Origin of the sequence: Paraburkholderia ginsengiterrae (assembly GCF_001645125.1) — a bacterium.
GTDB classification, from domain to species: Bacteria; Pseudomonadota; Gammaproteobacteria; order Burkholderiales; family Burkholderiaceae; genus Paraburkholderia; species Paraburkholderia ginsengiterrae.
The window spans coordinates 158,631-184,278 of the sequence record NZ_LXKA01000382.1 but is presented as its reverse complement, the minus strand read 5'-3'; the positions used below and the strand labels follow the sequence as shown (position 1 = coordinate 184,278).

Below are 25,648 nucleotides of genomic sequence, written 5' to 3'. Positions count from 1 at the left end.
ATCGGCTCCTTTAATTGACGTGTTATTCGCGCGGTCAACCCGCCACCTGCCTGAACGGATCGAGACCCAGATCGATCAGGCGCCGCTCGCGCACCACGATCTCCGCGCTTGCCGTCATGCCATAACGCAATGGATAGCGCGTGTCGGCAATCTGGTAGTAATTCTTGTCGAGCGTGACGCGGCCTTCGTAGACGGGTTGCTTGTCGGCTAACGACGGCTTGGTGGCGGGCGAAATGTAGGCAAGCGTGCCGCTGATCAATCCATAGCGCTGATACGGAAACGCGTTGAACTTCAGCTTGACCGGCAGGCCTTCGTGCAGAAAAGCACGATCGTGTTCGGCGATTTCGATTTTCAGCACGGGCCGCGCGTCTTTCGGCGCAATGCCGCCGAGCGGCGCATTCGCCTGAATCTTGTCACCGCGTTGTGTCGACGTGACGTCTGTGATGACACCTGAAACCGGTGCGAGGATCAGCAGGAAATTGTCTTTGTCGATGTTCTCGAAGCGAATCCGCGCGGCAGCGTCCGCCACCAGTCGCGCGGTTTGCAGTTGCAAGCGCACTTTGTCTTCCGCGTCGGTAATGTCGCGCACCGCCGAATCGTACTGAAGCTGCAGGTCGGTAGTCTGCTGGCCGCTGGTTTCCAGTTGTGCGTTAGCCAGCGCATATTCGTGGCTCAGGCGGAAATCCAGTTCCGCCAGCTTCGATTGCGCGACGCGGTAGGCGTTGTCCGCTTCCAGCGCCGCGGTGCGCTTCTGCTCCACCTGCAGCCCGGCAATGCCGCCACCGCCTGGTTGCGCAAAAAGCTGCGAGTAGCGATCCAGTTCCTGGTGCGCCGCCTCGCGCGTGCGGCGGGCATTGTCGAGCGCGCTGCGCGCTTCGTCGAGTTCGGCCTTCTGCCCTTCAGCGAGTTTGGTCGTGCCCTCGGACACGCGGTTTTCGTGCTGGCGCGCTTCCACCTCCATCTGCGCCTTGAGCGCGGCGGCCTTGCGCACCATCAGCGCCTTCTTCTCCGGAAACTGCTTCCAGTCGCGCTCGGCGTCCTCCAGCTTGAGTTGCGCTTGCAGCGCATTGCTCGCCGCTTCGATCGCACCGCGCGCATTCAGCCGTGCCAGTACATCGCCTTTTTGCACCGGCTGACCTTCGGCGATATACAGATCGGCGAGTTCACCGTCGATCGGCGCATAGATGCGGCGCACCTCGGATTCCGGCGACAACGTGCCTTGCGCGCTGACGATCACATCCGCGCGGCCGACGAACGACCACAGCAGCCCGGCCACCACCAGCGCGACCATCGCCCAGATGAGCGCGCGCGCGATCCGCACCGGTTCCGCGGTGAGAATGGCGATGCCTTCGACGCTGTGGTCCTCCAGCGCCTCCGACAACGGTTTAGGGTGACTGTCGCGCTTCACTCTGCTCGCCTCCAATCAGTGCCAGCTTCGCTTTCAGAAGCCCCGGGTCCAGCACCATGCGCAGTTCCGTCAACGAACGGCGTTGCAGATCGGCTTCGGCATCGATATCCGCGAGCAGGCGGTCAAAGTCCGCGGGATGATCGGCCTTGAGCTGCGTGTAGATGCGCATGCCCTGTTGCGCAGACGTTTGCGCGTCGGACAGCAGCCGCGCCTCGCTGCGAAATCCCGGCGAAATCCCGGCTTCGAGCCGTTGCGTGCCGCCAATCGAGCCGCTCGCGCGGTACTGCTTCCACAGGCTCTGGGCGCGCAGCATGAGATCTTGCGCACGCGCCAGCGCCTTGTCGTGCAGCGCGGCCACGTCTTTCTGGATCGACTGCGCGAACCACACGTCGATGGCCGGGTCGAGACTGGCGTAAAACGACAGCAAGCGCTGGTCGTAATCCTTGTCTCCGCGCGTCTTCTGCAACTCGCTGAACTGATCGAGCAGCGCCTTCTTGTGCGCCAGTTCCGCCGCGAGCACGTCGGACCACGGACCGGCAGGCATGTCTTGCAAACCAGCCAGCGCCTGCTGTGCGTCGCCGCGCTGCCATGCAGCCGTCACCGCGTCGTGACGCGCAATGATGTCGGGGGATGGCAAACGGATCGCCGTCAGCTGCTGAAACTGCGCCTGAAACGGCGGTGTGGTGAGATGCACCGATTTCAGCAAGGCGAGCAACGGGATCAATTGACGGCCAAGCGCGGCGTTCAACACGTCCGTGTACTGCCGCAAATCCTCACGCACGCGGTCGAGACCCGCCAGCCGCGGATAGCGTTGCCCGTAATCGTCCAGCACGGGAGGCAGCGCGCCGGGTTTGTCGCGCGCCAGTTCGGTGCGGATCGTTCCGTTCAGCCGGTCGATGGCGGCGAGATACACCGAATCGTCGCTCTCCAGTTTGCGCAGATGGCTCATCGCCTGTGCGTACGGTTCGGCAAACACGGGGACGTAGGTCGCGATCCGGTCGAGCGCGCGCTGATGGCTTTTCGCGTCGTCGTCCCAGCGTTGCAGCAGGTTGCCGATGGTGGCCTCGTCCACGTACATGCGGATCGGCGCGTCCACGCCGCCGCGTCCCGCCACGAAGCGCTCCAGATCGCCCACCCATTGCAGTTCGCTGATGAGCGAGGCGGCGTCCGCGTTATTCGCGCTCAGTGATCTCATCTCGTTGAGGAAGGCATCCGCCTGAGCGAACTGCGCCTTGTCCAGCGCATTCAGCCACCCAGGGAGTTTCGCCTTCAGGAGCGCCTCACTGGCGAGCGCGCTGACTCTTGTGTCCGCGGGATGACTCGCCAGATAGCCCGTGGCCGCCGCGACCGCACTGCCGTAGTCGCCATTTGTCAGCAGATTCTTCACCTCGCGTTCCGACGACCCACGCAGATAGAGTGTCGACGCGAACACCACCAGCAGCACGACACCCGCGGCGCCCCACCACGCGAAGCGCCGCACGCTCGCGCGATCGTCAACCGCGAGAGCCTTGCTGAGTTCGCCCGCCAGCAGCCGCCAACGTCGCGGGCGGCGCTTCGTGGAACCAGTAGGGGCGGGTCCATGCGCGCCGTTTGTGCCGTTTGCACCATTTGCACCGCTCGCTCCTCTCGCCGCGCCGCCATGCTCGTCGGCGGACTGAGCCGCTTCGTTGACTTCGTCTTCACGCAACAGCACGGGGTCCACGCAAAAGATATCGAGGAACGAATGCGCGGCGCCGACGAACGTCGTCTTGTCGGCATCGCCGGTTTCGTCGACGGCCGGCTTGAGAAATAGCTGGGTCACGGTAGGCTCGACTTCAGGGGCGCTCTGCAGCGTCACCCTGTAGACGAAGTGGTCTCCGCCAAATGCAACACAGTCTCCCTCTACCAACGGCAGCGCGGATTCAGCCAGGCGCTTTCCCCCGACGAATGTGCCGTTGGTGCTGCCGAGATCTTCGACATAGAGTTCGCCACCCTTCAGAAAGAGGTGTGCGTGGCGCCGGGAGATGTAGTTGACCTGGTGCGGATAGCGATCTTTGTAACGCGCGAAAATCTCGTCCGTCTTGCTGACCAGAAACGGAAACGCCTGCACCTCGATAGGCTGCAGGCCGAGGTCATCGCGTTCCGGCACGAGCAGCAGGCCTGGCACAGCGGGTGACTTGGCCGCCGCCACAATGCGCGCGCGCGGCTCGATCGCCACCCGGTAGCAGAGTTCGCCGCCAAAGCACAGTTCGTCGCCGGCGCGCACGCGGGCCGGCGTTTGCCGCACCGCGACGCCGTTGACCGTGGTGCCGTTCTTGCTGTCGAGGTCGGCGACGTAGACCGCGCCGTGTTCCGTGAAAATCCGCGCATGCCGGCGGGACAGGCGCGCAATCCGCTCGGATGGGTAGTCGGTAAACGGCGCCTCGCTGCGGCCGATCGCAAACAGGCTGTCGACGATCCGGATCGCGTCGAGCGCGGGTCCCTGCGCCGACGCAACCGGCGACAACACCACGTCGAACGCGGCGTCCATTGTCGCGCGCATCTCAGCAATCGGAGCTTCGCCGGTGGTCATTTTATCTGGATCACTAATCGTTTACCCGCCGCGAAGAACGCGCGGCGGAAACGGGACGAAGGACTACGGCGGAAAGAGTCTGTTCGAATGAGCCGCGCGAAAGACGGCTGCTTAAGGATTGTAAGTCACGCATGGCGAGTGTCAATTTTCCGATTGTCGGTAATGAGAGCAATGAACGAGTCAACGACGGACAAAATTCCCACGCTGCCCGCCACATCGCGGATTAGCTCAGTGCTCCTTTACTTCGGCTTGCACGTCGACGTTCGGCCAGCCGCCCCCCAACGCCTTGTAGAGCAGCACGGTGTCGGACAGCAGCAGTTGATGGTTGGCAAGCAGTTGCTGTTGCGCTTCCAGCAAGGTTCGCTCGGTTTCGAAAACTTCCAGTTGCGACACCACGCCAAGCCGCAATTGCGACTGAATCTGGTCCGCGACGATTTGCAGCCGCGACACTTCCTGCTGCAATTCCACACGCTGCGCCTTGTGCGAATTCAGATTGACCAGCGCGTTCTCCACTTCCTCGAAGGCGCCCATCACCGCCACGCGGTACTGCTGCTCGGCCACCGTCGATTGCGCCTGGGTGACCTTCACATGCGCCCGCACACCGGGATCGAGCAGCGGAATATTGATGCTGGGCATGAAGCCGTACGTGAACGACTTCAGCAAGTCGGTCAGCGCGAAACTCGCGGTGCCGCCGTGCCCGGTCAGGTTGATGGTCGGCAATTGCGCGAGCTTTGCTTCGCCGACGAGGTTGTACGCTTCCAGCACGCGGAATTCCGCAGCCACCACGTCGGGACGCCGCGCAAGCAGTTGCGCCGGCAAGCCTTCAGGCACGGGCGGCAACTGCACGCGCTGCTGCAAATGACCTGTGGGCATCTGAAACTCGCCGGCAGGTACGCCGGTCAGCGTGCAAAGCGCGTTGTTCGCAAGCGCGCGCGAGCGGCGCAGTTCGAGCAACTCGTTCGTCAGGCGATTAATCTCGGCCTGCTGGCGCAACACCTGCGTTTGCGGCACGAGTCCGCTGCGGCGCTGGCCTTCGTAGATGGTGAGAATCTGCCGGTTCGTTTCGAGCGTTTTCTGCTGCTGGTCGATCTGGTCGTCGAACTGCAGAATCTGGAAATAGGTACTGGAAACGTTCGACACCAACTCGAGGTAGCCGGCGCGCCAATCCGCCTCGCTGGCGTGAAACTCCGCCTTCTGGGCCTGCACGCCTTTTTCGACTTTGCCCCAGATGTCGATATCCCAGCTCACCTGGGTCGCGAGGTTGTACTGCTTGGAGAACGTCTGGCCCGTGGTCTTTTCGAAGTCGGCGCCCGCGCCGAGGTCCATGGTTGGCAGCGCGCCCGCTTTGGCCTCGCCGATCTGCGTGCGGGCAACGTCGATACGCGCGGCCAGCACCTTGATGTCGAAGTTGCCCGCAATCGCTTTCGCAATCAGTTCGTCGAGATAGGGATCGTGGAAGCCTTTCCACCAATCGGGTTCGATCGTCGCGGCAGCCGACACCGGTGCGCCCTTCTGATTCGACCACGACGCTTTGGCGGGCGTGTCAGGACGCTTGTAGTCGGGCATGCTGACGTCGATACAGGCGGACAGCGAGACTGCGCAAACCACTACCGCACAAACGGCGCGCAGCGCCGCGGTGCTTTTGACCGCGCGCAACGCTCGATCCGACTCGCCACGCAGCGCCGATGTCTTGCGGAAGAAGCGCTGGCGGACCGCTGATTCAAGCAACGCTGACACGATTGTCTCCGATGACGCCCACTTCGCTGCACGAGGAGAACACGCTCTTTAAGTAAAGCATCTCCTGCACGGCTTCACCATCGGAGCAATGCGGGAAAATCGGCGCAGGGATCGGGCGGTGACGCGGGGGTGGCGTGAAAAGAACGATTGGAAGCGAAATCTTTTTGAGGCGCGTCCTTCAAGACGCCGCGGAGGCGGTGAGCCTCCGCGGCGGCCGGCGCCGGTTAGCGCACGGTGATGTTGTTGCTCGTGCTCACATGCGGGTCGATCGTGGTCGTGATGCCGGAGACCAATGCCGTGTTGTTGCCGTTGGCGTTCTGGATGTTCACCGCCGAGCTGATGAACTGGGTGGCGGTAACCGTCTTGCCCTGGTTCGGCGCGTAGACCGGGTCGAAGCTGAAATACGACGGCGACGGATAGCAGTAGCTGCCGTAGCTGTAGCCGCCGCGCACGGCGCTCATGGCGCGGCCGTCGAGTTCTTCGGTGATGGACAGGTCTTTGATCATCAGCGTGTTCATGGCAAATCTCCTGGAAGGAATGGTCGCAGTCTTGCGGTGGGTTTCGAGCAACTCGTCTGCTCGTACGTCACTAATGCATGGGCTGTGCCAGTTTTGTTTTCCGATCCTAAGAAATTGCCAAAAGCGCCGTGGATAAAGGGCTGCGGGGATGGGCCAACGCCGGGAGAAAGTCCGGCCGGCACAAAGGCGGAATGAGGATGGTGGATCACGGCCAACAATTCGCGCGAAATGGTTGGACGCGGCGCGACACCGGGACTTCACGGGTCGTGCCGCGCACCGGTCATCGCGCAATGACGGTGATCTTCTTCGAGTACACGGGCGGATTGTGCGGCATGTGCATATCGTCGCCCATCAGCAACTGCAACGTATGCTTGCCCGGCGGCAGCTGAATCATGGTTTCCGTTTCGCCCGCGCCGAAGTGCAGATGATTGCGGTCCGACGGAATTTCCTGATCCATCGGCGGCAGATCGGTGTCGATCAGCAGATGGTGGTGGCCGGTATTCGGATACTTGACACCCTTCGGCGCCACGCCCATGTAGCGCAGGCCGAACCACACGCGAAACGGTTTATTGGCGGGCACGACCTGGCCGTCGTTCGGATAGCCGATATAGGCAAGGGCGCGGGCCGGCGCCGGCGTGGTACCCGCCACGGCGGCAACCGGCGACGCCAACGCCGCCCACGTAACGAGCGCCGCGACTGCGATGATCTTGTACATGAAGGTCTCTCCGTCCTGACGGACCCGCTTCGAGCGAACGGATCGCGCTAGTCTTTCAGCACCGTGATGGTGATCTTCTTCGAATACACCGGCGGCACGTGCGGCACATGATTGTGGTCGCCGAGAATGAGCTGCAACGTGTGCTTGCCCGGCGGCAACTCGATACGCGCATCCGTCTCACCGGCGCCGAAGTGCAGGTGATTACGATCCGATGGGATCTCCTGATCGAGCGCCGGCAGGTCGGTGTCGATCAGCAGATGGTGGTGCCCGGTGTTCGGATGCGCGATGCCTTTCGGGCACACACCCATGTTGCGCAGGCCCATGCGGACCCACAGCTTGCCGCCATGAATCACAGCGCCATCGGCTGGCCAGATGATGTACTCCTCGGCGCCCGGCGGCGACGGCGTTTGCTCGGCCAGCGCGAAGCGCAACGGCATCACGCTGCCGATGGCCGCAACGACCACGGTGCGCCACACCGAGCGCAGCACGGCGCGCCGCGCGGGCGCTCCCGCGGTTGCTCGATGAGGCAGATTGGGAACAACGGGGGTGGGATTTCTTCGCATAGCGCACTCTCCCGAAGAGCGGTCGTGGCCACCTCGGCTGCACGGGACAGGCCGGGCGTTGCGGCTGGATGTCGCTGGCACACGTGCAATCGAACGGCCGCGTAGTTAAAACGACCGGGCCGCCTGACTTTGTGAATTAGCTTAGGACGTAACTTGCCAAAAAGATACGCCACGGTCGTTAACCGTATGGAGCATTCAGGACACGCTAACGTTTGTGGCGCGCACCACGCGTGCTATCGTTGTTAATAGGTCGCGGATGGATGATCGATGGCGGCATCGATGCTTCACACGATTGGCTCGGGCTGTTGCCGGGCGTATCGCGATGCTCGAATGCCTATGTTCTGTCCGGAACAAACAGGATGTGAAGATGTGGCGAATATTCATGCTGGTGTGCGTGGCCGGGGCAATTCAGGCACATGGCGGCGATGTCCATGCCGCGGCGCAACGCAGCGGCGCTGACGCTGGCCTTGGCATGGCCAGCACGGCAGCGGCGAACCCCAGGAGTTCGCTGCTCACGCCGTTCGCCCCACAGCGCAATCCCGGGCCTTCCCCACGCATCGCGCTTGTGATCGGCAACGGCGCGTACGGTGCGAATCGCGCTGACGTGCAGGCCAATGCGCTCCGTGGGAATGCGCCGCGCGACGCCGAAGCCATGCGTGACCGGCTGCGCACGCTCGGCTTCGACGTGATTGCACGCACCGATGCTACGCCCGGGCAAATGCGGGAAGCCATCCGCGAATTTCATCAGCGCTTGCAAGCCGGCGGTACCGGTCTGTTTTATTTCGCGGGACACGGCATGCGGATCGGCCAGCAGACGCTGCTCATTCCAGCCGGACTCGACTCGCGCTCACCCGCAACGCTCGTGCGCGAGGGCGTCGACCTGAATACGGTATTGCAGGCGATGCGCGCGGCGCGTGACGGTCAGCTCAATCTGGTGATCCTCGATACGTGTCTGAACAATCCGTTCTCGCCTGATGCGTCGATCGATACGTCTGCGCTTCCAGGCAATACCGTGATTGCCTACGCAACAGCGCCTGGCGGTTTTGCCGCGGACGGCATGCGCCACGGCATCTACACGAATGCATGGCTGCATGCGCTCGACACGACTCCGTCGCAGACGCTCGCTGCCCTGCTGCAACGCGTCGCGCTACAGGTTCGCGAGGTGACTGACGGCAGGCAAATGCCGTGGGCGGCTTCGTCGCTCCACTCGCCGTCGCCCGATTCGAATGCGGCGATTGCGCTTCAGAACGACTCCGTGGTCACGCTGCACAGCCGGGGCATTCTGCCGAAAGACAGCAGCGAACAATACGAAATCGCTTTCTGGAATTCGATCAAGGACAGCAACTACCCCGCCGATTACGAGGCGTATCTGAAGGCCTATCCGAATGGCCGCTTCGCCGCGCTCGCTCATGCGCGCATCGACCGCTTGCGCGCGGCGGCAAGCTCGACTGCGCCGTCCGCGGCGACACCCGCCGCACCTTCAGCCGCGCCCGCGCAGGCGGCCGTGCGACCATCCACACCTGCCGCGTCGGCCAGTCCCGCTGCGCAGGAGCATCCGGTCACCACGCCCAAACCCGCTGTGAGCGCGGCCCCACCTGCCCCCGGGCCCGCCGCTCCGCCCGCCGCGGCCATCACAGCTGTCGCGCAAAAACCCATCACGCACCCACCGGTAGCCGGCGAGAGCCGTGACTGTGCCACTTGCCCGATCATGATCGCCGTGTCCGCCGGCTCGTTTTCAATGGGCAGCAGCACCGACGATCCGTCAGAGAAGCCCGTTCATCACGTGAGCATCGGCGCGCCATTCGCCATCGGCAAATACGCTGTCACCGTCGATCAATGGAATGCGTGCGTGGCCGCCAACGCTTGTCAGAAGCTGACACCCGAGAGCAACACCAACAAGGCCGCCCCGGCACGCGATCTCAGTTGGGACGATGCGCAGCAGTACGTGAAATGGCTGAGCAAGACCACGGGCAAGCCGTACCGCCTGCCGACGGAGGCGGAGTGGGAATACGCGGGTCGCGGCGGCACGACCACCGCCTACTGGTGGGGCGACCAGATGCGCAAAGGCAACGCCAATTGCAAGGACTGCGGCGATCCGTGGCACAAGGAAGGACCCGAAGTCGCCGGCTCGTTCGCACCGAATCCGCTCGGCTTGTACGACATGAACGGCGGCGTCTGGGAATGGACCGCCGACTGCTGGCACAACTCCTACCAGGGCGCGCCCACCGACGGCCACGCGTGGGACAGCCCCGGCTGCGACATGCGCGTGATTCGCGGCGGTTCGTGGCGCGAAGGCGGCGGCTACATGCTGAGCGCCACACGCTTCAAGTACAGCGCCGGCGTGCGTCAATCGCAGGATGGCGTGCGGGTCGTCAAGGATCTCAGGTGACGTGCGAGGGGGTGCACGGCGGGAAGCATGGCCGGTTCTGGTTCTCTGAACGTTATCGATGCCGCCGCCGTTGCGGTCAAGGCGTGCGTGGCTTCGTCGTGATCGGCGCGAAATCGGCAACGATACGATCGCGGCCGTATTTGCCACCCATTTGCGTAAGCCGCGCGTCGAGCGCACGTAGATAATCGGCGCGCGATTCGCTTTCGGGCCGCGGTTTGTCGAATAGCGGCGCCGGCGTGATCAGCAGCACGACCATCTCCGATCCGAATGGCTTCGAAATGACCCAGTCGCCCGCGCTGCCAATGGTGGCCGCGTAGTGCGGCGGCGCCTGATTATCTTTCGCGCGCGGGCTCGGCACCATGTGCACGACGCTGCCGTCGAGCTGATAGTAGTCGAGGTTTACATAAGAATCGTATCCCGGCGTGGTGACGTCGACGACCAGCGGGTCGCCATCGCTCAGCTGCCCACCGGGCGGCCGAACGTGTAAAGCCGCAACGTGGCCCGCCTGCCAGTTGTGAATCCAGTACGGCGCTAGTGCCTTGATGGTGTCGCACTTGTCGTCGGCGACCGGCTCCACGTTGAGCGCCAGCGTATCGACACCCGGCAACGTGCCCAGCGTGTCTTTAAGATGCGCCGCGCCGTAGCGCTGCGAAACGTAGCCACGCACCGTCAGCGAGTGATCCTGGGTCGAAGCGGACAGCGCCGAACAGGGCACTTGCGCCAACACCGGGGTCACCGCGGCCAGCGTCAGCGCCGGCTTGGGTGCCGGTACCACTGGCGATGCAGGCGAAGCAGGTGGCGCGGGTGGTGCCGTAGCAGGGCCCGCCGGAAGCGCCGCAAGAGGCGCCGGCGCCGAGACCGGTCCCTCCACCGCGGAAGACGAAGCCGCCTGCTCCGCCGAAGCCTGCGAAGCGCCCGCATTGGTCTGCGAACCGCCCTGCCGGTTCGGCGCGGAGCGCAGCGCGAACACACCGACCGCCGCCGCGCACACCATGGCGAGACTCGCAAGCCCCACCTTCGCCAGCGTGCCCGACTTCTCCGCACGCGCCTCGTTGTCGAACTCGGCGATGAAGCGCGTCACGCTCGGCATGCGCGTATTGCGATCGAACGACAGCGCGGCACGCAACGCGCGCCACTGCCTCGCATCGAGATTGGCCGGCCGTTGCGGCTTGAAATCGGCATTACGTGCCTGCGTCGCCGACAGGCGGTCGAACGGATGATGGCCGGTCAACAGCTCGTAGGTGATGCAACCAAGCGCGTAGATGTCGTCGCGCGGGTCCGGCTCGCGATGCTCGATCATTTCCGGGCTGGCATACGCCGGCGTCAGCGCGCCGAGGCTGCCGGGGTCGAACACGGTGGCGTCGCTCTCTTCTTCCGGCCGCTGGAACACGCGTGCGATGCCGAAGTCGATCACCTTCACTTCGGCATTCGTCGTGAGAAATACATTGGCGGGCTTGAAATCGCAGTGAACAAAGCCGCGTTCGTGTGCGTAGGCAAGCGCGCTGCACATGCCGCGCACAATCGGCAACGCGGCGCGCACCGGCATGCCCTGGTAGCCGGGCGTGCGCAGCAACTGGCTGAGCGGCTTGCCGGACAGGTACTCCATCGTCAGATAGACGATGGGCCCGTCGCGGTCGAAGTCGTAGACCGTGATGATGTTGCGGTGCGCAAGCACCTGCGCCTTGCGCGCCTCGCGCTGCAACGCGACGAGCGAATTCGGATTGCCGCGGAACTGGAGGTTGAGCACCTTGATCGCGAGATACGGCTTGCGGTCCGAAGCCTCGAGCTTGCGCAGATCGAGCGCCTTGTACACCGTTCCCATGCCGCCCACGCCGAGACACTCTTCGAGAACGAAGCGGTTGTTCAGCGTGTCGCCGGTGCCTTTGATCTGATCGTGTCCGGCCGCGTCGGCGGTGCCTGGCGCGTTGGCCGCACTACCCGCGCTGCCCGTACTGGCCGAGCGAACCGATGGAATTTCGACCGTGGTCTGAAGACCGGTTTCGTCGCCCCCCGCCGCCACGTTCGAGACGCGCAACTGTTCGATGCGCCGCCGCACTTCCACGTAGAGATCGTCGGGTAGCGGTGTTTTGCGATGCGCAGCGCCGAGCATCTCCAGCAGCTGGGTAGGAGCGAGTCCTTCCGTCGTCAACGTGCTGTCGAGTTGAGCCACGAACTCGTCACGGGACAGCTCGCCGTTCTGAAAGTCGTGAATCACACGCGCAAGGCTAGCCATTTGTGCGAAGCGCCGCCGCTGCCGTTGGGCCGGATCGCACGCGACCGCAACCTCTCGGGCCGATAGAAAACCTGTCGTAGCCATTTACATGTGCCGTTTCGATACTAGTCCCCGGCCCGCCCTTTCGCAAACCAGGATTGCCCCGCTGCCCGCGTAGCACGCGGGTGTCGTGCGTGAGCCAACAGCCCGCCAGGGTCTGTCGGGTGTGCGCCGTCAGCCGAGTACCTGTGATGCGCGGCGGCAGACCGTGCGCAACCTTGGTGGCCCGCATGAAAGCCTTGTGCATCAAGCCATCTGCAATTTTCTTAGGAACCTTGAATAAGACTGGCACGGCCCATGCGTTAGTGACGTACGAGCAGACAAGTTGCTCGAAACCCACCGCAAGACTGCGACCATTCCTTCCAGGAGATTTGCCATGAACACGCTGATGATCAAAGACCTGTCCATCACCGAAGAACTCGACGGCCGCGCCATGAGCGCCGTGCGCGGCGGCTACAGCTACGGCTACCCGACGTCGTACTTCAACTTCAGCCCGGTCTACGCGCCGAACGAAAGCAAGACGGTTACCGCCTCCCAGTTCATCACCGGCGGAGTGAACATCGAAAACGCCAACGGCAACAACGTCGCGCTCGCCAATTGCATTACCTCGACGATCAACCCCTGCGTCAACACGAGCAACAACATCAAGGTGTAAGGCACCCCCAGGCGAAGCGTCCGGCTCGCCGGCCCGCTTCGCCTCCCGCTGAGCACGCCCGTCTTCCGCGCACTTTTGGAGAATCACCATGTCATCCCTCATGATTCGCGATCTGTCCAGCACTCGCGAGCTCGACCGCCGCGCCATGTCGGCGGTGGCCGGCGGCACCGGCGGCAGCGTGCCCGGCCTGCCTTCCCTGGCCGGTCTCGGCACCCTCGCCAACATCAACGTCTCCGTGAACCAGAACCTCATCCAGACGCAAAACGTGAACGTGGCCGCACTCAATAACATCGGCGTGATCGGCGCGAATTTCATTCCGCCCAATCTGAACGTCAGCCCGGCGCTGTGGGGCTCCAATAACGCCTTCGTGTGACGGCCGGCGGTAGCAAGGGCCGGGGGACTTCCCTACTGCCGCCGCGTCGCAAGCCGGGTCGCAAGCCGCGTCGCAATCAGCCGGCAAGCGGCAAGCCTGTTTCCTATACTGATAGTGCGACGAGACCTCTGCACACTTCACGACACACCCGAGCGGCGACCGGAGCATCACCCCGGCCGGCCGCTCGATTTCTTTGTAGGAGCCTCCATGGCCAAGCTCATCATCAAGGACCTCACGGACAGCGTCGAACTGGACCGTCAAGCGATGGCGGCCATAGTCGGCGGTGCGCGCATCGGCGCGCGCCTTAATGTCGCCGCGCCACTGGTGCCGGCTTCGGCACGCGTGGTGGAATACCCGCCCGGGTTCCCCGCGGCTCATCAGACCATTGTCAAGGCGGCCATGCAGCGCAAAACCTAACGCATCTCGCCACCAGTCCGCGCAATTAGCTTCATCGAAACGGCACGCGCCAGATCCGCGTGCCGTTTGCTCATGTGGCAATCGACACGCCGTCAACCGGCCGTCTGTGCACGCCTCGCAGCGCTTCACCGAATACGTCCGTCCGATTGCAGGTTCGTCGAGCGTCACCGACATCTTGGAAAATCGCCATCAAGGGTGCCTACCTGTAGGACGCGCGAATCGGCCGCAATTGGAAACAGGCCCTGCTCGCGCGATCCAGGTCAAGTGGGTCTGTTCAATTCGCCTGGTGAATGTCCGCACGTGGCGACGACGCCGACCTTTCGCTCACCTATGATGCTTAGGACGCCACGTGGTTTTTTCCTGCTGCCCGCCAATAGCGCGTGCTATCCGGACAGCTTGCCGGCGCAAAAGAGATTTCGGCACGCCACGAGCCGGCATCGCGGATTCGAATTGGAGACACACCATGAAATTCATCGTCCAGTGGAACGGTCTGCCGACTGCGGAGGGTTCCGTTATCGAACGCTTCATGAAGACCGGTGGTCAAACACCGGACGGTGTCAAATTGCTGGGACGTTGGCATGCGATTGGCGGATTGCATGGCTTCGCGGTCGTCGAGGCGGAGGACACCCGAGGCATCTCGGCACTGGCGCTCGAATGGGGTGACTTGCTGACCATGAGCATCTTCCCGGCCATGACCGACGAAGACCTGGGCGCGGCACTCGCCAAACATCAGGCAACCCATCAACAGTAAGTACCTCATGACTCCAGAGCTCCCGGCGCCTCTCCCTGGCGGTCAACTGCTGCCGTTTCGCGAATCGTTTCTCGCGATGCTCGGCATTGCGTTCGTGGCCATGCTGGTGGCGCTGGATCAAACCATTGTCGGAACCGCACTGCCACGTATCGTCGCCGACCTGAAGGGTTTCGACCTGTACGCGTGGGTCGCGACGTCGTACATGCTGGCCTCCGTCATCACCATTCCGATCTTCGGGCGGCTCGGCGATCTGTTTGGCCGCAAGCCGTTTCTGATCGCCGCGATCCTGCTGTTCACCGGCGCGTCCGTCTTGTGCGGATTCGCCTCCAGCATGCTGCTGCTGGTGATCTCGCGCGGCCTGCAAGGCATCGGCGGCGGCATTCTGATCGGCACGGTGTTCGCCACCGTCGCCGATCTGTTCCCCAATCCGAAACTGCGGCTGCGCTGGCTGGTTTTCGTCACTTCCGCGTTCGGCGTAGCCAATATGGTCGGGCCAACATTGGGCGGACTGTTGACGCAGTATGGCGGCTGGCGTCTGGTGTTTTTCGTCAACGTGCCGGTCGGGATTGCTTCGCTATTTTTCGTGCAGCGCTTTGTGCCGCCGCTGCGCCATCTGCGGCATAAAGGCCCCGTGCGGCTCGACTGGCTCGGTGCATTCGTGCTTGCCGTCACGTTCGGTTCAGTGCAACTCCTGATCGAACTGTTGCCGAAACGCGGCTTCGACACGACGACAATCGTGCTGGCCATCATATCGACCACTTGCGGGCTCATTCTCTGGCTATGGGAGCGGCGCATCGGCTATCCGATCGTGCCCGTGGACATGCTGATGGACCGCAAACTGTCAGCGCTCTTCGCCATGGCGGCGCTCGGGGGCTTCGCGCTCTTTTCGCTGGTGTTCTACGTGCCGTTGCTGTTTCAGGGCGGCTACGCCATGTCCGCGCATGCCTCGGGCATGCTGATCACGCCGCTCCTGCTCGGTACGACGATAGGCAGCGTGGTCAACAATCGTATCGTCACACGAATTCGCCGCGCGAACGGCATCATGTATGTGGGGTTTGCGCTGTCCGCGCTCGCCTGCCTCAGCGTGGTCGCGCTGCATGGCAACGAGCCGCATCTCGTGTGGATGTCGTGCATGGGCCTGAGCGGACTCGGGCTTGGTCTCGTCGCGACCAGTCTGACGGTGTGCTCGCAGCAGATCGTCGACCGGGATCATGTGGGCGCAGCCACCGCGCTCCTTCAGTCGCTGCGCACGTTCGGCGGCATGCTCGGCACCGTGCTGACCGGTGCGTTGCTCGGCCATCTCTACTCGCAAGGCGTGCATCGTTCGCTCGATTCGTATCAGGCGACGCAGTGGTTCAAGTCATTCGCCAGCCCGGAGTTGCTGGTGGATCGCGCGGAGCAGGCCGCGCTGATCAACCGCCTGGTGAGCGCCGGCCATGCGGGCGACGCCATGATGCATTCCGCGCGCGATGCGCTCGTGCAGTCGATACACATCGGCATTCTGATGGCTTGCGCCGCCACGCTGGTCGGACTTTGTCTCGCGTGGTTCGTCCCGCCGGTGCAGATCGTCTATGCTGAAACCGGCCTCGCGCCAGATGGGCAATCACCCGCCGACGCGCTCCCTCCGCACGGTACGGCGCTGTAGACGCCTGCCGCTGCTTCGACTCGCGCATCTTCAGTGACGCGCATGTTGCGGAGCGTGTTCACGTACCGGCATGGCGACGCTGGCCGAGGTCCAGGCGAGACACGCTGCGACTTCCACTACCACGCTGCCTAAGGCCAACGACACTGTTGCCGCCAGCAGATACACACGAGAATCCATGTCCTCTCCCGATGTGAAAAATCACGCGGGCAAGGGCTTGCGTGCGTCATCGTTAGTCAATCGGGTTTCGAGGCGTGGCGTGCGCAACGCAGCCGGCGGGAAGATGCATCCATGCCCGGCGGGTGCGCGCTCCGGCGCTGGTGGCGCCGGAATTCGTCCGCGTGCCGCCTTCCTGTGAAGGCGGCGAGACACCGGAGGGCAGCTTGTGGCCGCATGAGGCCGCGGGCGCGAAGACCGCGACCCGGACGGTTGTCCCGGGCATGAATGCATGGTGAAAATATACCGGGACCCAGGCTGGATAGGCTTCTTAAAGCGATCTATCGTCTGACCGATACCAGAACGATCTTCCGCTAAAATTGCATTTTCCAGTACAAGCTTCCAGACACACCATGACCACCCGAAATCGCCCGCTGGACAACCAGGACCGCAAGATCATGCGCGAGTTGCAGAAGAACGCGCGCCTGAGCAATGCTGAACTCGCCGAACTGGTCGGCATGTCGACCACCGCATGCTGGAATCGCACGCGTCAATTGGAAACCGAGGGGTATATCCGTGGCTACGTTGCACTGCTCGATCAGCAGAAGCTCGGTTTCGCGGACGTGGTGCTGCTCGAGGTCACACTGAACCGTCACGACGAGGACGCCCTCGCCCGCTTCGGCGCCGAACTGGCGACGCTGACCGAAGTGCTCGAGGCGTATCTCGTGTCGGGTGACTACGACTATCTGGTGAAAGTAGCGGTGGACGGCACGGCCGGCTACGAGCGGTTTCTGCGCGAGAAGCTCTACAAGATCGCCGGCATCCGTCACAGCCGTTCGATGTTCGCGCTGCGGTGCATGAAGAGCATCCCGTCCGTGCAGGTGTAGCCGGTGTAACGCGCGAAGGCCCGAGCGTGCAACGTCACGATGCGCGCAGCGGCTTCTGACACGCGGCCAACACCGCGCCCGCGCCGAGCAGCAGCGCGGAATACACGAGGCCGCGTGCGAGACCCGCGCCGTCCGAGACCCAGCCGATCACCATCGGGCCGACTATCTGTCCGAATGCGAACACGATCGTGAAAGCGCTGATGCCTTTGGCCCAGTGGCTCGCGGGCAGGTTGTGGCGCACGAAAGCCGTGGTCGACGCCACGGCGGAGAGAAACGTCGCGCCAAACAGCACGCCGGATACGAACGCGACCCACGGCTGCGTGAACAGCGCGGGCAGCAGCGTCGCGACCGCGAGCAAAGCGTTGAGCACGGCGAGCGCCTGGCCGCCGCGCATGCGATCGAGCAGCCCGGACCACACTCGCGCCGACAGCACGGTCGCGACACCGAGCAGCAGATAAAAGCCCGTCACGACCGCCGCGCTCATGCCCGCGTTGCGCAGCAGCGCCACGATGAACGTCATGTAGCCGATATACCCGACGCCGAACAATCCATAGCCCGCCAATGCGAGGCTGAAACGCGGCCAGCGCGGGGCATCGGCGGCCGCATGCGAGGGCGCGGCCGACCCTGCCGCGGGATGCCTGTTTTCGATTTTGCGCGCGGCGCCAATTGCCACCGCGGAGAACACCGCGCACGCCGCTGCCAGCGCGAACCACGCAGATTGCCAGCCGTGGGTGGCCTGGGTGATCGTGAACGGCACCAGCACCGACGACGCCACGATGCCCCATCCCGTGCCGCCGTAGTACAGGCCGAGCACAAGCCCGGCATCGTATGGTCTAGCCGATGCCAGCCGCGCCGCCAGCACGCCGCCGCTGATGAAAACCGCCGCGCTGGTCGCGCCGGTAATCACGCGCAACACCAGCAGCGAGTGTGTGTCGGCGAGCAGGCCACTGACCGCCATCAGCACAGCGGTTGCCGCGCAACCGGCGCCGAACAGCGCGCCGGCCGACCAGCGGTGCGCGAGCCGCGGAAACGCCAGTGCGCCGAGCAGATAACCCAGGGCGTTGGCCGTGTTCATCGCGCCCGCCTGCGCGAAGCTCCAGCCGAGATCGAGTTTCATCGACGGCAACAGCAGCGCGTACGCGAAACGGGCCAGTCCCAACGCGATCGCGCTGCCTAGCGACAGCGCGGCGGCGAGCGTCAGCGTGGGCAAACGTTCCGCGGCTTCGGTGTCCGTGTGAGGCGATGCTGAATCGAGAGATTTGGTCGGCATGTGCTAGCGGAAGTGGACAAGGAGGCTGCAGAACGCTTTTGCAGCGAACGTTGAATTTGGCACTTCGTCATCATATCCGGGGACCGCGGGCGGGCTTGACCGTTAGTTGCCTTTGATAGCCGAAAACGAGCACTTGCACGGCGGACGTCTCGCAGCCCCCCGTCGAACGCATGCTGTTTCATGCGATGATGCCATCGTCTAAATGAGAATGATTTGCATTTAGACGAGAACTGGCTCATCATTCAGTCCATAACATTTGCCGAACACCACCCAATCGCGTCAGCGCGCCCCTCTCACCCGCCCGCGCGATTCATTGGACCGCGTCCATTCAGGAGCAACGATGAATTTCCGCTCTCCATACAGCAGCCGCCCCGAACTGATCGACGACCATCCGGCCGATCCAGCCGACACGCCCGAACGCACCGTTCTCAGTGCCGTTCGGACCTGGCTGCGGCCCGCTTGCGAAACGGCACGCGGCGACGTGCACTGGCGCGACATTCTGAGCGGTGCCGGCTTGCGTCGCGACGGCATCGAGCATTTCGATCTGCTGATGCGCTCGCTCATGCACGTGTCGTATCGTCCGCTCGACATGCGCTGCCGTTGCGCGAGCGATCTCGGCAAGGACGAGGCGGTGGTCCTGCAAACCATCGCGCTGCTGCAAAAGACCCACAGCGGCGCGGCGTTGCGCATGTTGAGCGAGTGGCTGCCAGCGCCCGCCGTGAGTGGCGTGTTGAAGCTGATTCGCTGGTTCGCCATCGACTTGCTCGACGCCGGCGTGGAACTCAGCGTGCAGGCACGGCGTGTGACGTACATGCACTGAAGAAGCCAGCCGATGCCTGCCGTTGGCACCGGCGTGCGGCATTCGGCATCAAACGTGTTTGGCGTCTTTCGGCACGCCCAGCAACAACGCCGCTCCGCTGACGAACAGCAATGCGGTGAGCAGATACAGCGCGTTGTCCATGCTGCCGGTGTGCGTCTTGATCATGCCGATCACCCAGGGACTGACGATACCGCTCGTAATGCCGATGCTGCTGATCAACGCGATGCCGGCCGCCGCCGCGGTGCCGGACAGATAACCCGACGGTACCGTCCAGAAGATCGGCAGCGCCGCGAAAATCAGCACGGCAGCCAGCGAGAGAATCGCCAGCATCGCGGGAAAGCTGCTCAGATGAAGCGTCAGCAACGAGAGCGCCACACCGCCGCCAATCGTGCAGACGGCGAAATGCCGGCGGCGTTCGCCACGGCGATCCGAGTGACGCGCAATCAGGATCAGCCCCACCGCGCCGACCGCGTTGGGAATCACGGTGTACAAGCTGATTGCGAGCACATCATGAACGCCGAAGTCGCGAATCATCAGCGGCATCCAGAAGTTCAGCGTCAACGACGCGCAGGTCAGCGAAAAATAGATGAACGCGAACAGATACACACGCGGATTGCGCAACGCCTGCATGAACGAGCGTGACGAATGCGCATCTGAGGAAGGCCGGCGGTCTTCATCGCGCTGCGCCAGCAGTTGTGCTTTCTCCGCGGCGCTGAGCCACGTGGCGTGCTGCGGGCCGTCCACCAGGTAGTAGGCAGCGAGCAGACCGAGCACGATCGCGGGCGCGCCTTCGATCACGAACATCCACTGCCAGCCGAACAGGCCCAGCACGCCGCCCATGTCGCGCATGATCCAGCCGGACACGAGGCCGCCGAGCACGCCCGCCACCGCCACTCCCGCGAAGAAAATCGACAGCACGGCGGCGCGCCGCCGCGCCGGATACCAGTAGGTCAGATACAGCACGATGCCGGGAAAGAAGCCCGCTTCGAACACCCCGAGCATGAAGCGCAGCAGATAAAAGTGCGTGGGCTTCGACACCAGCATCATGCCGACCGACGCAATCCCCCACAGCAGCATGATCCGCGTGAACGTGCGGCGTGCGCCGAAACGCGCGAGGAGCATGTTGCTCGGCACTTCACATAGGACATAGCCGACGTAGAAGACCGCCGCGCCGAGACCGTACATCGCATCGCTGAAGCCGAGGTCGTGCTTCATCTGCAACTGCGCGAAGCCGATATTGATGCGATCGAGAAACGACACGACGTAGCAGAGAAACAGAAAAGGAATAATCCTTAAGGATACCTTTCTATATAGCAGATCATCAGGTACGGCAGCGGATGCGCCCGGCTCGAGCGCGGGGGCGAGGGATTGGCTCATCGGTTATCTCCAAACGTGAGGGTCCAACGGACCCGCCGGGTCCGGCGTCTTACTGCGCCGCGTTGTGGGTGGAATCAGGCCGCGAGGGAATGCGGCTCGGTGCCTTGGCTGGATGCGTCGGACACACCTTCGCGTGCATGCCGCATGGCTTCGAGCAGAACGTCGTGATCGCCGATATGGTTGGCGAGCAGCAGGATCAGTTGCGCGTTGGCCGACTGGCTCTGCGCATCGTCCAGATCGCGATGCATGTCGATCAGCGCCTCGTAGAAATCGTCGGGGCGGGCGAGGTTGGGTTGGGTGTTGAGTGGCATGTCGGTCTCCAACTGCTATTTTTGCTGATGTGGTGCGCGTGCCGCGTCTGCGGCGCGTTCGGTCAGGCGGTGCCTTCCACGCACAGTGCTCGTTTCAACGCCTGCTCCACCGCGCCCGCATCGAGTTGGCGCCAGCGCGCGCAAACATGCTGGTCCGGACGAATCAGATAGAACGTGCCTGGTTTTGCGTCATAGCGTGCACTTGCAAGACCTTCCGCATCGCGGACCACTTTAGCGCCCGCCGACGTAACGGCTGACTCATCGCCACGCGTCACCACAACAAGCTTCAACCGAATCGGACCCGCGCGCAGCGAATCCAGCGCGGCCTGCGCAGCCTGGTCGACACCTTGTTCACCGCAGAACAACACGCCAGTGAATTGCTGACCGAGCTGCGGCAGCAGCCATGCCGGCTGTCCCGCCAGTTGCACCGGTGCATCGACACATGACGTGCCCGGCACCATCAACCCTTCAAAGCTATCGCTATCCGCCGTATTCAGCGGGGAATCACGCAACACCGCCGGCACCGAGAGCCGCCCACTATTCGTCAGTTGCCGCGCAAACGGATGATGACGCGCGAGCTTCAGCACCGCGTCGCGGAACACGCGGCTCACGGGGCTTTTCGGCGTAATGAAATCCGTGGAGCGCGTGGAGTTGCGGATGTTTTCGTCGGCGGCGAACTCGCGCTCGCTGGCATAGCTGTCGAGCAACGCATCGGACGCGTTGCCGCCGAGCACCATCGCCAGTTTCCATGCGAGGTTTTCCGCGTCCTGCAGCCCGCTATTCGCACCACGCGCGCCGAACGGCGACACGCCATGCGCGGAGTCTCCGGCGAACAGCACGTTGCCGTGCCGGAAGCGTTCCATGCGCAAACATGAAAACGTATAGACGCTGACCCATTCCAGTTCGAACTTCGCGTCCTTGCCGAGCAGCGCGCGCACGCGCGGGATCACGCGCTCCGGCGTTTTCTCCAACACCGGATCGGCGTCCCAGCCCAACTGGAAATCGATCCGCCACACGTTATCCGGCTGCCGATGCAACAGCACGGATTGATTCGGATGGAACGGCGGATCGAACCAGAACCAGCGCTCCGTCGGAAATTCCGCTTCCATCTTGACGTCGGCGATCAGGAAACGGTCTTTGAACGTCACACCTTTGCTGTCGAGTCCCATCAGGTTGCGCATCGGGCTGCGCGAACCGTCGGCGGCGACCACATAACGGCCGCGCAACGCGTACTGGCCATTGGGCGTGTCGACCGTCAGCGTGACGCTGGCGTCATCCGTGCCGGGTGTGCCGCTTTGCTGCACGCCGACCACTTTGCTTTTCCAGCGGATCTCGAGATTCGGCATTTCCTGCGCACGTTCGAGCAGAAAGCCTTCCACGTAGTACTGCTGCAAGTTGATGAACGCAGGCCGATGGTGGCCCGCTTCCGGTTGCAGATTGAACGTGTACACCAGTTCGTCTTTCAGGAACACCTTGCCGACGTTCCAGCTGATGCCCTTGTCCACCATGCGCTGACCGCATCCCAGCCGGTCGAAGATATCCAGCGAGCGCTTCGAGAAGCAGATTGCCCGCGACCCTGTGGACAACGAACAATCGTCGTCCACCAGCACGACCGGCACGCCCTGCTGCGCGATATCGATCGCGGTAGCGAGGCCCACCGGCCCCGCACCGACCACGATCACCGGATACGCCGTCTGGTCCATGCCGCCCTGCCCGCTCTGCTCACGACACGGCTGATAGTCGAACGCCAGCGTCTGGTAGTTGATGCTCATCTTGTGTCTCCGTCCTTCTCCGCTCTGCTTCTTTGTGCTGTGCGCCGGTTAATCTCAGGCTTGCAGCGCGTCCCACATTTCCTTGTCGCGCTGCGCGGTCCAGATGCGCGGATGCGTGATGCCGCTCGCTTCGTCGAACGCGCGCGACACGTCGAACGGCAGACAGTGCTCGTAGATGAAAACGTGGCCGAACTTCGGGTCCATCGCCTTGCGCGTGTGCGCCATGGCAGCCTTCAGATCGAGCTTCTGTTCGACGGCCTCACGGCCCTGCTGAAGCAGCGTGGTGACAAAGTCCTTCGTGTAGTCCAGACCCTGGTCGACCTCTTCCGGCGTGGTCAGCGCGGGGCCGCGGCCCGGTACGAGCTTGTCGGCCTTCAGCGCGCGCAACGCTTCGAGCGTGGCCGGCCATTGTTCGAGCTGCGCGTCGCCGCAATAGCAAGCCGCGTCGTACTCGACCAGGTCGCCCGAGAACAGCACCTTCTGCGACGGCAGCCATACCACCGTGTCGCCCTTCGTGTGACCCGCGCCCAGATGAGCGATACGCACTTCGAGCTTGCCGAGGAACAGCGTCATTTCCTTTTCGAACACGAGCGTCGGCCATGTCAGGCCCGGCACCGTTTCGACACCCGCGAACAGGCGGGGGAAGCGCTCGATTTCCGACTTCATGTCCTGTTCGCCACGCTCGACGATCATTTCGTACGTGCCGCGGCTCGCGATCACCTCCTGCGCGCCTTCCTTGAAATAGGCCGATGCGCCAAGCACGCGCACCGCGTGGTAGTGCGACAGCACGACGTATTTGATCGGCTTGTCCGTGACGCTGCGAATCTTTGCGATGAGGTCTTGCGCCATGGCCGGCGTGGCGGTCGTGTCGACGATCAGCACGCCGTCGTCGCCGATGATCACGCCCGAGTTCGGATCGCCCTCGGCGGTGTATGCGTAGGCGTTCTCGGACAGTTGCGTCCATGTGACTTTTTTGACTTCCAGGTCGGCCTGGGATGCGAATGCCTTTGCCATGCTTGTCTCCCTCAAAAGTTGGACGTGAGGCGAGACGGCCGACCGCGCGGATGCCGCGCTGGCTGACGGGTTTGGAGGACTGTCTCGCCCCGCTTTGACTCTGTGACTGCGACGGTGTGTCGGGGTGAATCAATATTAGGACGGCGGCCGCTTATTTGTCAATGACGAAATGTATCGCTATACGCAAATTTCAGAACGACTAAGATGAAGGCATGGTCAGGCGGGTCGGCGCGACGGCCTTCGGTTAACATGGACCCTTTTTACGGACGAGCGCGGGTGTGAGCAAAACAGCGAAATCGGCCACGGGCAAAGGCGCGGGCGGCCGCGAGACGGCGGAGGGCGGCAAGACGCAGCGCGGCATCCAGAGCGTCGAAGTGGGCGGCCGCGTCCTGCTGGCGCTCGCCCAGGCGCGCGCGCCGCTCGCGTTGTCAGACCTCGCCACCGCCGCGCAGATCGCGCCGGGGCAGGCGCACGCGTATCTGGTGAGCCTGAGCCGGCTCGGCTTGATCAAGCGCGACGAGCTGACGGGGCGCTATGAACCGGGTCCGCTGTCGCTGCGGCTCGGGCTGCTGCATCTGGAGAATCAGCCGGCGTTTCGCGCCGCCGTGCCGCGTGTGGCCGCGCTGGCCGAGGCGATCGGCTTTAGCGTGGCGATCTGTATTGCCGGGGCGCAAGGGCCAACTATCGTTCGGTATGAGCATGCGGGCTTTCCGTTGCATGTCAATTTGCATGTGGGGACGGTGATGTCGCTGCCGGGCACGTCGACGGGACGCGTGTGTTGCGCTTTTCTGCCGCGTGATGTGGTGGACGGGATGTGGGCGAATCAGTCGGGTGGGTCGAGTCGCGTTATGACTGCGCCCGAGGCAAGCGCGGAGTTTGATGCTACGTTGGATGCGATTCGCGCGCGTGGGTTGGAATGCAGTGTGGATGTGCCGAGCCCGGGCATCAGCAGTTTGTGCGCGCCGGTGTTGGATAGCGACGGGCGTTTGACCCTCGCGTTGACGGTGATTGGCTCGACCGGCGCGATCGATGTCGCTGTTGATGGTTCGATCGCGCGTGCGCTGCTGGCGACGGCGCACGATATTGGCGCTGAACTGGCGGCTGCACCTTCTCTATTGGCTTCTACAGCATCGTGACCGACTCTCCCGATACTTCTCACGGCGCTTCTGCTGCTTCTGCCGATCTGAAACCGCAGCGCGGCATCCAGTCGCTCGATAGCACGGGCGAACTGCTGGCCGCGCTCGTGGCGGCGGCGCGGCCGCTGAACCTCCGCGATCTCGCGGCCTCGGCCGGCATGCCGCCGGCAAAGGCGTTTCCGCATCTGGTGAGCTTGCAGAAAATCGGCTTGCTTAATCGTGATGCGGCGGGCTGTTTTGAAGCTGGGCCCCTTGCGCTGGAGTTGGGGCTGATTGGCTTGCAGCGCTTGTCGCCGACGCGTGAGGCGGAACCCGAGGTGGTGGAGCTGGCGGGGTCGACGGGGATGAGCGTCGCGATGGCCGTGCTCGGTCCGCTCGGGCCCACCGTGGTGCGCCTGGAGGAATCCGCGCGGCCGCTGCACGTGAGCCTGCGGGTCGGCACGGTGATGTCGCTGGTGAATACAGCAATTGGGCGGGTGTTTGCTGCGTATGTCGCGGATGATGTGCGCGCTGGGTTGCTGGCGCAGGATCATCTACGGCTCGCGGGGGCGGACATGGCTGAAGTGTTCGCGGGAAAGGCCGTTGGCTGCGCGGATGCTGTGTCCGGGTCGCCGCCGCTGACGAAAGCCTATGAGCAGCGCCTTGCGCAAATTCGAGCCGATGGTGTCGATACGGCCCTTAGCCGACCCGTTCCGGGCATCGATACGTTGGCTGCGCCGGTGTTCGACCATACGGGCAACATCTGCCTCGTGCTGGCGATCATGGGCACTAGCGGGAATTTCGATAGCGAATTGGCAGGCGCGCCGGCGCAAACTTTGCGCGCCGCGACGGAGAGGTTGTCGCGGAGGTTTGGGTGGATGGTGGTGGGTGAATCGTTCGCAAAACCTGATAACAAACTGGTTCACGACTGATTT

Annotated in this window: 23 protein-coding genes and 1 pseudogene; 11 read left to right on the top strand and 13 right to left on the bottom strand. The window is 63.4% G+C overall.

The annotated features are described in order from the left end of the window. Positions 1-34: 34 nt before the first annotated feature. From A6V37_RS37115 to A6V37_RS37090, 6 genes are all read right to left on the bottom strand, one after another. On the bottom strand, positions 35-1,408 hold the full coding sequence (locus A6V37_RS37115; protein ID WP_064265203.1) for a beta-barrel domain-containing protein: 1,374 nt from the start codon (positions 1,406-1,408) through the stop codon (positions 35-37). Further along, a complete protein-coding gene (locus tag A6V37_RS37110; RefSeq protein ID WP_064265202.1) occupies positions 1,386-3,959 on the bottom strand; it encodes an FHA domain-containing protein in 2,574 nt (857 codons plus the stop codon). Before A6V37_RS37110 ends, A6V37_RS37115 begins: the two co-directional genes overlap by 23 nt. Before the next feature lie 228 nt (positions 3,960-4,187). Further along, on the bottom strand, positions 4,188-5,696 hold the full coding sequence (locus tag A6V37_RS37105; protein WP_100249324.1) for an efflux transporter outer membrane subunit: 1,509 nt from the start codon (positions 5,694-5,696) through the stop codon (positions 4,188-4,190). Between the two features lie 224 nt (positions 5,697-5,920). Further along, positions 5,921-6,214 (bottom strand): hypothetical protein, encoded by a 294-nt coding sequence (locus tag A6V37_RS37100; RefSeq protein WP_064265201.1) that lies wholly within the window; start codon positions 6,212-6,214, stop codon positions 5,921-5,923. 280 nt (positions 6,215-6,494) lie between these two features. After that, positions 6,495-6,929 carry a DUF4399 domain-containing protein gene (locus A6V37_RS37095; RefSeq protein ID WP_064265200.1) on the bottom strand — a complete coding sequence of 145 codons (435 nt, stop codon included), beginning with the start codon at positions 6,927-6,929 and terminating at the stop codon, positions 6,495-6,497. 47 nt (positions 6,930-6,976) lie between these two features. After that, on the bottom strand, positions 6,977-7,492 hold the full coding sequence (locus A6V37_RS37090) for a DUF4399 domain-containing protein (protein ID WP_064265199.1): 516 nt from the start codon (positions 7,490-7,492) through the stop codon (positions 6,977-6,979). Between the two features lie 256 nt (positions 7,493-7,748). On the opposite strand from A6V37_RS37090, the pseudogene A6V37_RS43290 reads away from it, so the two are divergent. Then, positions 7,749-8,636 (top strand): annotated as a pseudogene (locus A6V37_RS43290) (caspase family protein); the annotation flags it as partial. A 36-nt stretch (positions 8,637-8,672) separates the two neighbouring features. After that, complete coding sequence (locus A6V37_RS43285; RefSeq protein ID WP_425262296.1) at positions 8,673-9,881, top strand: formylglycine-generating enzyme family protein; 1,209 nt, start codon at positions 8,673-8,675, stop codon at positions 9,879-9,881. 76 nt (positions 9,882-9,957) lie between these two features. On the opposite strand, the gene A6V37_RS37080 is transcribed toward A6V37_RS43285, so the two are convergent. Beyond that, positions 9,958-12,114 carry a serine/threonine protein kinase gene (locus A6V37_RS37080; RefSeq protein WP_064265197.1) on the bottom strand — a complete coding sequence of 719 codons (2,157 nt, stop codon included), beginning with the start codon at positions 12,112-12,114 and terminating at the stop codon, positions 9,958-9,960. 415 nt (positions 12,115-12,529) lie between these two features. Between A6V37_RS37080 and A6V37_RS37075 the strand changes: the two genes are divergently transcribed. The 5 genes from A6V37_RS37075 to A6V37_RS37055 all read left to right on the top strand — a co-directional run bounded on the left by A6V37_RS37075 (position 12,530) and on the right by A6V37_RS37055 (position 15,994). Further along, on the top strand, positions 12,530-12,808 hold the full coding sequence (locus A6V37_RS37075; protein ID WP_064265196.1) for a hypothetical protein: 279 nt from the start codon (positions 12,530-12,532) through the stop codon (positions 12,806-12,808). Between the two features lie 88 nt (positions 12,809-12,896). After that, on the top strand, positions 12,897-13,181 hold the full coding sequence (locus A6V37_RS37070) for a hypothetical protein (RefSeq protein WP_064265195.1): 285 nt from the start codon (positions 12,897-12,899) through the stop codon (positions 13,179-13,181). 207 nt (positions 13,182-13,388) lie between these two features. Beyond that, positions 13,389-13,598 carry a hypothetical protein gene (locus A6V37_RS37065; protein WP_064265194.1) on the top strand — a complete coding sequence of 70 codons (210 nt, stop codon included), beginning with the start codon at positions 13,389-13,391 and terminating at the stop codon, positions 13,596-13,598. Between the two features lie 463 nt (positions 13,599-14,061). Next, a complete protein-coding gene (locus tag A6V37_RS37060) occupies positions 14,062-14,349 on the top strand; it encodes a DUF3303 domain-containing protein (protein ID WP_064265193.1) in 288 nt (95 codons plus the stop codon). 7 nt (positions 14,350-14,356) lie between these two features. Then, positions 14,357-15,994: an MFS transporter gene (locus A6V37_RS37055; protein ID WP_064265192.1), complete on the top strand. Its 1,638-nt coding sequence runs from the start codon at positions 14,357-14,359 to the stop codon at positions 15,992-15,994. 30 nt (positions 15,995-16,024) lie between these two features. On the opposite strand, the gene A6V37_RS41140 is transcribed toward A6V37_RS37055, so the two are convergent. Continuing rightward, a complete protein-coding gene (locus tag A6V37_RS41140; RefSeq protein WP_157447935.1) occupies positions 16,025-16,171 on the bottom strand; it encodes a hypothetical protein in 147 nt (48 codons plus the stop codon). Between the two features lie 389 nt (positions 16,172-16,560). Here A6V37_RS41140 and A6V37_RS37050 point away from each other — a divergent pair, with 389 nt between their 5' ends. Then, on the top strand, positions 16,561-17,034 hold the full coding sequence (locus A6V37_RS37050; RefSeq protein WP_064265191.1) for an Lrp/AsnC family transcriptional regulator: 474 nt from the start codon (positions 16,561-16,563) through the stop codon (positions 17,032-17,034). Positions 17,035-17,068: 34 nt separating this feature from the next. Here A6V37_RS37050 and A6V37_RS37045 read toward each other — a convergent pair whose 3' ends face one another. Next, a complete protein-coding gene (locus tag A6V37_RS37045) occupies positions 17,069-18,304 on the bottom strand; it encodes a YbfB/YjiJ family MFS transporter (RefSeq protein WP_064265190.1) in 1,236 nt (411 codons plus the stop codon). Between the two features lie 340 nt (positions 18,305-18,644). Here A6V37_RS37045 and A6V37_RS37040 point away from each other — a divergent pair, with 340 nt between their 5' ends. Continuing rightward, on the top strand, positions 18,645-19,124 hold the full coding sequence (locus tag A6V37_RS37040) for a hypothetical protein (RefSeq protein WP_064265189.1): 480 nt from the start codon (positions 18,645-18,647) through the stop codon (positions 19,122-19,124). 48 nt (positions 19,125-19,172) lie between these two features. On the opposite strand, the gene A6V37_RS37035 is transcribed toward A6V37_RS37040, so the two are convergent. From A6V37_RS37035 to A6V37_RS37020, 4 genes are all read right to left on the bottom strand, one after another. After that, a complete protein-coding gene (locus A6V37_RS37035; protein ID WP_064265188.1) occupies positions 19,173-20,501 on the bottom strand; it encodes an MFS transporter in 1,329 nt (442 codons plus the stop codon). A gap of 74 nt (positions 20,502-20,575) precedes the next feature. Next, positions 20,576-20,812: a DUF2783 domain-containing protein gene (locus A6V37_RS37030; protein ID WP_064265187.1), complete on the bottom strand. Its 237-nt coding sequence runs from the start codon at positions 20,810-20,812 to the stop codon at positions 20,576-20,578. Between the two features lie 62 nt (positions 20,813-20,874). Beyond that, the gene (locus A6V37_RS37025) at positions 20,875-22,584 is read right to left on the bottom strand and encodes an FAD-dependent oxidoreductase (protein WP_064265186.1); all 1,710 of its coding nucleotides are present in this window, start codon (positions 22,582-22,584) and stop codon (positions 20,875-20,877) included. A 54-nt stretch (positions 22,585-22,638) separates the two neighbouring features. After that, positions 22,639-23,598, bottom strand: a complete 960-nt coding sequence (locus A6V37_RS37020; protein ID WP_064265185.1) for an MBL fold metallo-hydrolase — start codon at positions 23,596-23,598, stop codon at positions 22,639-22,641. A 278-nt stretch (positions 23,599-23,876) separates the two neighbouring features. Here A6V37_RS37020 and A6V37_RS37015 point away from each other — a divergent pair, with 278 nt between their 5' ends. Both A6V37_RS37015 and A6V37_RS37010 read left to right on the top strand, forming a co-directional pair. Beyond that, positions 23,877-24,734, top strand: coding sequence for an IclR family transcriptional regulator (locus A6V37_RS37015; RefSeq protein WP_064265184.1), 858 nt, complete (start codon positions 23,877-23,879; stop codon positions 24,732-24,734). Further along, positions 24,731-25,645, top strand: coding sequence for an IclR family transcriptional regulator (locus tag A6V37_RS37010; protein WP_064265183.1), 915 nt, complete (start codon positions 24,731-24,733; stop codon positions 25,643-25,645). Before A6V37_RS37015 ends, A6V37_RS37010 begins: the two co-directional genes overlap by 4 nt. The last annotated feature ends 3 nt before the right edge of the window (positions 25,646-25,648 follow it).